This window comes from Streptomyces thermovulgaris (assembly GCF_002155915.1).
GTDB lineage: Bacteria > Actinomycetota > Actinomycetes > Streptomycetales > Streptomycetaceae > Streptomyces > Streptomyces thermovulgaris.
The window spans coordinates 1-8,055 of sequence record NZ_MUME01000420.1; the positions used below are offsets into that span (position 1 = coordinate 1).

6 protein-coding genes are annotated in these 8,055 nt (G+C 75.3%); 2 read left to right on the top strand and 4 right to left on the bottom strand.

Annotated features, from left to right (window positions below):
• Positions 1–45: 45 nt before the first annotated feature.
• Positions 46–1,257, bottom strand: coding sequence for an ROK family transcriptional regulator (locus CCN35_RS25715; RefSeq protein ID WP_067392221.1), 1,212 nt, complete (start codon positions 1,255–1,257; stop codon positions 46–48).
• Positions 1,258–1,320: 63 nt separating this feature from the next.
• Positions 1,321–2,766, bottom strand: a complete 1,446-nt coding sequence (gene xylB / locus CCN35_RS25720) for a xylulokinase (RefSeq protein ID WP_067392216.1) — start codon at positions 2,764–2,766, stop codon at positions 1,321–1,323.
• A gap of 127 nt (positions 2,767–2,893) precedes the next feature.
• On the opposite strand from xylB, the gene xylA reads away from it, so the two are divergent.
• Complete coding sequence (gene xylA, locus CCN35_RS25725; protein WP_067392214.1) at positions 2,894–4,060, top strand: xylose isomerase; 1,167 nt, start codon at positions 2,894–2,896, stop codon at positions 4,058–4,060.
• Positions 4,061–4,285: 225 nt separating this feature from the next.
• Positions 4,286–4,678, top strand: a complete 393-nt coding sequence (locus CCN35_RS25730; RefSeq protein WP_079129657.1) for a hypothetical protein — start codon at positions 4,286–4,288, stop codon at positions 4,676–4,678.
• A gap of 37 nt (positions 4,679–4,715) precedes the next feature.
• Here the strand turns inward: CCN35_RS25730 and CCN35_RS25735 are convergent, their stop codons facing one another.
• Both CCN35_RS25735 and CCN35_RS25740 read right to left on the bottom strand, forming a co-directional pair.
• Entirely contained in the window at positions 4,716–6,017 is a 1,302-nt protein-coding gene (locus tag CCN35_RS25735; protein ID WP_067392209.1) for an SWIM zinc finger family protein, read from the bottom strand.
• Positions 6,014–8,055 (bottom strand): DEAD/DEAH box helicase (locus CCN35_RS25740; protein WP_086794511.1); only part of this gene is annotated, 2,042 nt, incomplete at its 5' end. The genes CCN35_RS25740 and CCN35_RS25735, both read right to left, overlap by 4 nt.

Consider the following 8,055-nt stretch of genomic DNA (forward strand, 5'->3'; position numbering starts at 1 on the left):
GAGGGGGAGGGTCCGTCCTGCTCGGAGGGGCGGGCCGGCCGGGGATCAGGCGAGTTCGGCCACCGCCGCGGGGTCGTCGAGGACGCCCCGCACCACCGCGTGCGCGGCACCCAGCAGAGGACCCTCGGGACCCAGCCGGGAGACGGACACCGGGCAGGCCCGCCCCGCGCTCCGGCTCGCCAGTTCGGCCTCCAGGGAGGGCAGGAGCCAGGGCGCGAGCCCGGCCAGCGCGCCGCCCAGCACGACCCTGCCGGGGTCGAGCAGATGGACGGCGCCGGTCAGCGCGACGCCCAGCGCCGTGCCGGCGTCCCGCAGGGCCCGCCGCACCCTCTCGTCGCCCGCGGCGGCGCGCGCGGCGAGCAGCCCGATCCGGTCCTCGCCCGGTTCCAGGCCGGCTGCCCGCAGCACGGCCTCCTCCCCGGCGTACTGCTCCAGGCAGCCGCGTCCGCCGCACGGGCAGGCGGGACCCTCCGGTGCGACGGGCACATGGCCCAGCTCGCCCGCGAAGCCGCGCGTTCCGCGCAGCAGACATCCGTCGACGACCACCGCGGCACCGATGCCGATCTCCGCCGACACGTGCAGGAAGTCGCGCGGCGTGTCCTCGCCGAGCCAGAGTTCCGCGAGCCCGCCGAAGTTGGCCTCGTTGTCCACGGTCAAAGGGAGGCCGTCGGGCAGCAGGGCGCCGAGGTCGGTGTCGTGCCAGCCGAGATTGGGGGCCCGTACGACCGTGCGGCCGTCCCAGGAGACCAGGCCGGGCACGGCGACCGACAGCCCCGCCGCCCACAGGTCCTGCCGCTCCGCCTCGGCGACGACCTGGCGGATCAGCGCGGTGAGGTCCTTCAGCACCGGTTCGGGGGCGCGGTTCCGGTTCGTGCCGTGGCGCACCGCCCGTGCCCGCACCCGCCCGCGCAGGTCGACCACGCAGACCGCGAGGTGGTCGACACCGATCTCCGCGCCGACCCCGGCGGGGCCGTGCCCGCTGACGGCGAGCGCCGAACCGGGGCGGCCCACCCGGCCGGGCCGCTCGGGGCCCAGTTCCTGCAGCAGCCCGGTGCGGATGAGCTCGTCGACGAGGGTCGACACCGCGGCCCGGGTCAGCCCGATGCGCGAGGCGATCGCCGCCCGCGACAGCGGCCCCTCCGCGCTGACGGTGTGCATGACCCGGGCGAGGTTGCGGCGGCGCATGCCCTGCTGGGTGTTGTCGGGCAGCGCGCGCCCGGGACCGGCCGGGCGGGCCTGGTGCAGCGGTGCGGTCATGCCTTCGTCGTCCTGGGTCGGTGTCCGTCGTCGGTGCGGGCGGCGCGGGCCGACGGGCGCCCGTCAGCCGGTCCGGGTGTCCCGTTCCAGCAGCGCGGCCGCATCGGAGAGTACCCCGGAGATCCTGGCCAGGGTCGCCTCGTCCCGCTCCACCGGCTCCAGCACGGGGCCGTCGGCCGTCCTCCAGCGGCGGGCGACGGCGGCCGGGTCCTCACCGGTCAGCAGGCCCGCCGCCTGGGCCGCCGCGCCCAGGGCGACCAGTTCCTTGGCCTCGGGAACCTGGACGGGCCGTCCCGACAGCCGCCGCACGGTCTGCTGCCAGGCCGTGCCCCGGGCGCCGCCGCCGATCAGCAGCAGGGGGGTGGTGCGGTCGGCGTCCTGGTCGAGGACCAGGTCCAGCGCGCCCAGCAGGGCGTGCACGGCGCCGTCGTAGGCGGCCTGCAGCAGCTGGCCGGGCGTGGTGTCGTGGCGCAGCCCGTGGATCAGACCGGAGGCGTTCGGCAGGTTCGGGGTGCGTTCGCCGTCGAGGTAGGGGAGCAGGGTGACGGTGGTGCCGGGTTCGACGGCCTCGCGGTCCAGGCCCAGCAGGGCGGCCACGCGGTCGACGGCGAGCGTGCAGTTGAGGGTGCAGGCCAGCGGCAGCCAGTCGCCGCGCGCGTCGGCGAAGCCCGCCACCGTTCCGGACGGGTCGGCCGGGCGGTGCCGGGACACCGCGTACACCGTGCCGGAGGTGCCGAGGCTCAGCACCGGTGTTCCCGGCCGCAGCCCCAGGCCCAGCGCGGCGGCGGCGTTGTCGCCGGTGCCGGGAGCGACCAAAGTGCCCTTGGAGAACGGCAGATCGGGGTGGTCGCGCACGGTGCCGGCCACCTCCCCGGGCCGCACCACACGGGGCAGCAGCGCCGGGTCGAGCCCCACATGGGCGAGGATCTCCTCGTCGTACGCCTCGGACGCGGCCGCCCACCAGCCCGTGCCCGAGGCGTCGCCCCGGTCGGTCGTGCCCAGGCCGGTCAGGCGTCCGGTGAGGTAGTCGTGGGGCAGGCGCACCGCCGCCGTCGCCCGGGCGGCCTCCGGTTCGTGCTCGGTCAGCCAGGCCCACTTCGTGACGGTGAAGGAGGCGCCGGGCACACTGCCGGTCCGCTCCGCCCAGACCTTCGGACCGCCCAGCTCCTGGACGAGACGGCGGGCCTGCGGGGCCGAGCGCACGTCGTTCCACAGCAGGGCCGGCCGGACCGGTTCGCCGTGGGCGTCCAGGGCGACCAGTCCGTGCTGCTGGCCGGCGATCGACACGGCGGCGGCCTCGTGCGCCGCCTCCCCGCACTGGCGCAGGGCCGCGCACAGGGCGTCCCACCACTGGCGCGGATCGCTCTCGCGGCCGGCCCCCGAGGAGACGGTGTGGGGCGCCTGACCGGCGGCCACGACCCGCCCGGTGGCCACGTCGACGACGAGCACCTTGGTGGACTGCGTGGACGAGTCCACTCCGACGACCAGCGGACCCTCGGCTGCTGACATCGCCCTCTCCTTCGACTTTCGGTCCGGTTCCGGCCCGTGCTTGGTGGTGCCTTCCCAGGGAGGCACGGGCATACTAATTTGTAAATCGGCATGACGAAATAGTCGCAAGCGAGCAAGGAGCCGCGGCATGAGCTACCAGCCCACCCCCGAGGACAGGTTCTCCTTCGGCCTGTGGACCGTCGGCTGGCAGGGACGGGACCCGTTCGGCGACGCCACCCGCCGTCCCCTCGACCCGGTCGAGACGGTGCAGCGGCTGGCCGAACTCGGCGCCTACGGAGTGACGTTCCACGACGACGACCTGATCCCCTTCGGGGCCTCCGAGGCCGAGCGGGAGGCGCACGTCAAGCGCTTCCGGCAGGCGCTCGACGCGACCGGCATGACCGTGCCGATGGCCACCACCAACCTCTTCACGCACCCCGTCTTCAAGGACGGCGCGTTCACCGCCAACGACCGCGACGTGCGCCGCTACGCGCTGCGCAAGACGATCCGCAACATCGACCTGGCGGTCGAACTGGGCGCCAGGACGTATGTGGCCTGGGGCGGCCGTGAGGGCGCCGAGTCCGGGGCCGCCAAGGACGTGCGTGCCGCGCTCGACCGCATGAAGGAGGCCTTCGACCTGCTCGGCGAGTACGTCACCTCCCAGGGCTACGACATCCGCTTCGCCATCGAGCCCAAGCCGAACGAGCCGCGCGGCGACATCCTGCTGCCCACCGTCGGCCACGCGCTCGCCTTCATCGAGCGCCTGGAGCGCCCGGAGCTGTTCGGGGTGAACCCCGAGGTCGGCCACGAGCAGATGGCCGGGCTCAACTTCCCGCACGGCATCGCCCAGGCCCTGTGGGCGGGCAAGCTCTTCCACATCGACCTCAACGGCCAGTCCGGCATCAAGTACGACCAGGACCTGCGCTTCGGCGCCGGCGATCTGCGCGCCGCCTTCTGGCTCGTCGACCTGCTGGAGAGCTCCGGCTACGACGGCCCGCGCCACTTCGACTTCAAGCCGCCGCGGACCGAGGACCTGGACGGCGTGTGGGCCTCGGCCGCCGGCTGCATGCGCAACTACCTCATCCTCAAGGAGCGTTCGGCCGCCTTCCGGGCCGACCCCGAGGTCCAGGAGGCCCTGCGCGCCTCCCGCCTGGACCAGCTGGCACAGCCGACGGCGGCGGACGGCCTGCAGGCGCTGCTCGAGGACCGCTCGGCTTTCGAGGAGTTCGACGTGGATGCGGCGGCCGCGCGCGGGATGGCCTTCGAGCGGCTCGACCAGCTGGCGATGGACCACCTGCTGGGAGTGCGCGGCTGACACCGTGTGCGTCCGGCCCGGGGCCGCACGTGTGCTGCCCCGGGCACCGGCACGCGCACATGTGCGCCCCGGTTCCGGACGGCGGTCACGGGAACCGCCGGCGCCGCGTCCCGGTGCGCGGCCTTGGCGCGGAATGCCGCGCAACCGTGCGCCCCGTGTCGGGGAGCCGTGCCAACTGCCGCGTGCGGGGCGCGCCTTGTCCGGTTCTCTGCGACGATGGGCGGCATGGCCATTCCGTCCCCACCGTCGCGGCCGCCGGGGCCGCCCCGGCGCAGGAACCCGCTTTTCGTCCTCCTCACCGTGCTCGTGGCCGCCGGTGCGGTCGCCGTGGTACTGGTGCTGGCCCTCTCGGGGGACGACGCACAGGACGGCGGGCCGCCCGCGGACGGCAGCCCGGGCACGAGCCCTTCGCCCCCTCCCACCCCGAACCTGCCGACCGGACTGCCGGGCGGGCTGCCCACCTCCCTGCCGTCCGGCTTCCCCAGTTCCCTGCCGTCCGGCTTTCCCACCTCCCTGCCCCCGGGCTTCCCGAGCAGCCTGCCCACCGACCTCCCGAGCGACCTGCGGTCACTGCTCCCGTCTCCGGTCCCCTCTTCGGACGGCGACGCACTGCCGTGACGGCGGGCCGGGACCGACGGAACGGCCCGAAGGGGACTCACCCCTCCCGCACCGGGGCTTGCTCCGGGACCCGCCCCGCCGCGGCCAGCGCCGCCGCCGGGTCCCGCTCGGCGCCGCCGGCCGGCACCCAGTGGCCCTGCTCCCTCCGGTAGGGCCACCAGCGGCCGTCCCGCCCGAGACGGAGCTGGAGGTCCTCGCCGACGACGGTCCAGCGGTTGCCCTCGGCCCGCAGCGGCGGCCGTTCGTCCTCCTCCCAGGCCGACGCGACAGCGGCGCACGCGCGTGCGCGGGCCTCGCCGTCGGGCGTCCACTCCTCCTCCAGCACGGACAGGCCGGCCGCACCTCCGAACCGCCAGGCGCGCACGGCCCGTTCCAGGTGCCGCCGGGTGCGCCCCGACCCCTGGGCGAGCCGGTCCAGCACGGCGTCGTCGAGGACGCCCACCGCCAGACGCACGGCGTCCTGGGCCACGGTCGGCTCCACGAACGATTCCGCGAACGATTCCGCGGCCGGCGGATGCTCCCCGTCCGCCGCGGCCCTCGGCAGCTCGCCGAGCCACCGGTGCGCCGCCGCGGCGGTCTGCGCGGCCAGGAGCTCCAGCGCGGCCGGATCGACCCCGGGCGCCGGCGGGATCTCGGTGTCCAGGGACGGCGGGGAGCCCGGCGCCGGGGGCGGCTCGGGCAGGGGCGGCAGGGGAGGCAGGAGGAACGCCGCCGCGTAGGCCTCCGCGGCGTCCACGCCGTCCGGCGCGGGCGCCCCGTCCTCGTCCGCGCCCTCGCGGGCCCGGAGTCCGGCGAGAAGGCTCCGTTCGTCCCGGCCGCGCAGCAGCAGCAACAGGAACGGGTCCCGGTCCAGCAGCCGTGCCACCAGGTGGCAGAGCGCCGCGGTGTGCCCGCAGTGGTCCCAGGCACCGCAGTCGCACTCCGGCTCCAGATCGCCGATCCCGGGCAGCAGCTCGATCCCCGCGGCCGCCGCGTCCTCCACGAGATGCGGAGGCAGATCGCGGTCGAGCAGCGCCGCCAGATGCCCGGACCGTTCGACGGCCACCTCCAGGAACCGGTCCCACTCGTCCTCGGACAGCTCCTCCAGCAGGACGTCCGCGCGGTGCGCCGTGCGGTCGCGGTCGCGCACCACGGCCGTGATCCGGCCCGGACGCACCGACACCGCGCCCACCGCTCCCGCCCGGGCGAGTCTGCGGCCGGCCTTCACCTGCTCGGCGTCCAGAGCCGTGTCCTCGAGCGCCCGCAACCAGGCACGGCCCCACCACGTGGTGGCGAAACCACGCCCCCGCGCGGGCGGCAGCGCGGCGAACGTGCGCTCCGGGCCGGTGTGTTCCGTCATCGCCGTCCTCCTCGCAGCTGCACCAGCTCGGCCAGCTCCTCGTCCGTCAGCCCGGTGAGCGCGGCCTCGTTCCGCCCCAGCACCGCGTCGGCCAGCTCCCGTTTGCGGCGCAGCAGGCCGGCGATGCGGTCCTCGACCGTGCCCTCGGCGATCAGCCGGTGCACCTGCACGGGCCTGTCCTGCCCGATCCGGTACGCCCGGTCGGTGGCCTGCGCCTCGACGGCGGGGTTCCACCAGCGGTCGTAGTGCACGACATGCTCCGCGCGCGTGAGGTTCAGCCCGGTGCCCGCGGCCTTCAACGACAGCAGGAACACCGGGACGTCACCGGCCTGGAAGCGCCGGACCATGGCCTCCCGCTCGGCGACGGGCGTGCCGCCGTGCAGGAGGTGCGACCGCACGCCGCGTGCCGCCAGATGCTGCTCGATCAGCCGCGCCATCCGCACGTACTGGGTGAAGACCAGCACGCTCGCCCCCTCGGCGAGAATGGTGCCGAGCAGCTCGTCCAGCAGCTCCAGCTTCCCGGAGCGGCCGGCGGTCCTCGGGCGGTCCTCCTTGAGGAACTGGGCCGGATGGTTGCAGATCTGCTTCAGACCGGTCAGCAGCTTCATGATCAGGCCGCGCCGCGCCATGTCCTCGGCGCCGGAGAGTTCCGCGAGCGTCTCACGGACCAGGGTCTCGTACAGGACCGTCTGCTCCACGGTGAGCGACACCGCGTGGTCGGTCTCGGTCTTCGGCGGCAGCTCGGGGGCGATCCCCGGGTCCGACTTGCGGCGCCGCAGCACGAACGGGCCGACGAGCCGGGCCAGCCGCTCGGCGGCGGCCGGGTCCCGGCCGCTCTCGGCGGCCTGCGCGTGGCGGGCGCGGAAGGTGCCGAGCGGGCCCAGCAGCCCGGGCGTCGCCCAGTCGAGGATCGCCCACAGCTCGGACAGGTTGTTCTCCACCGGGGTGCCGGTGAGCGCCACGCGTGCGCGTGCGCCGATGGAGCGCAGCCGCCGGGCCGTCGCGGAGTACGGGTTCTTCACGTGCTGGGCCTCGTCCGCCACGACCATGCCCCACGCCACCTCGGCCAGGCGCCGCGCGTCCAGGCGCATGGTGCCGTACGTGGTGAGGACGAACTCCCCGTCGGCCAGGCCCTCCAGATCGCGCCGGGAGCCGTGGAAACGCCGCACCGGCGTACCGGGCGCGAACCTCTCGATCTCCCGCTGCCAGTTGCCCATCAGCGACGTCGGGCACACCACGAGGGTCGGCCCGGCGGTCGCCGGGTCGCCGTTGCGGTGCAGATGCAGCGCGATCAGCGTGACCGTCTTGCCGAGGCCCATGTCGTCGGCCAGACAGCAGCCCAGTCCCAGCGACGTCGTCCGGACCAGCCAGTCGAGTCCGCGCAGCTGGTAGTCGCGCAGCCGGGCGGCGAGCGCGGCCGGCTGTCCGACCGGTTCCCGCGCCTTCGGTGAGGCGAGCCGGTCCCGGAGGGATGCCAGCCATCCTGTGGGCCGGACCTCGACCCGGTGACCGTCGACCTCCGTGGAACCGGTCAGGGCGGCGCCCAGCGCCTCCATGGGCGTGATCCTGCGGTCCTGCCGGGCACGGGCGCGGCGCAGCTCCTCGGGATCCACCAGGACCCACTGGTTGCGCAGCCGCACCAGAGGCCGGCCGGCCTCCGCCAGACGGTCCAGCTCCTCCCGGGTGAGCCGCTGGTCGCCCAGTGCGAACCACCAGTCGAAGGAGAGCAGGGCGTCGGCGGACAGGACCGCCGGGGAGTTCGGCAGCGCGCTCCCGGAACCGCTGCCGTCGTCCGCGGGGCCGACCGTGGCCCCGGACCGCAGCCCGCGCACCAGATCCGCGGGCCAGTGCACGTCCACCCCGGCCTCGGCGAGGGCCCGGGCGCCCTTGCCGAAAAGGTCGGCGACCTCCTCGTCGGCGAGCTCGACGGCGTCCGGCACGGCCGCCGACAGCAGCGGTGTCAGCGCGGGCCACGCACGGGCCGCGCGGCGCAGCGCGAGCAGGACGTCCGTCCGCACGCGCGGGCCGAACACCTCGT

Bases quoted from the DNA above. Each gene is read 5' to 3' on its own strand.
- CCN35_RS25715 (WP_067392221.1), bottom strand. From the start codon at position 1,257: ATGACCGCACCGCTGCACCAGGCCCGCCCGGCCGGTCCCGGGCGCGCG.
- xylB (WP_067392216.1), bottom strand. From the start codon at position 2,766: ATGTCAGCAGCCGAGGGTCCGCTGGTCGTCGGAGTGGACTCGTCCACG.
- xylA (WP_067392214.1), top strand. From the start codon at position 2,894: ATGAGCTACCAGCCCACCCCCGAGGACAGGTTCTCCTTCGGCCTGTGG.
- CCN35_RS25730 (WP_079129657.1), top strand. From the start codon at position 4,286: ATGGCCATTCCGTCCCCACCGTCGCGGCCGCCGGGGCCGCCCCGGCGC.
- CCN35_RS25735 (WP_067392209.1), bottom strand. From the start codon at position 6,017: ATGACGGAACACACCGGCCCGGAGCGCACGTTCGCCGCGCTGCCGCCC.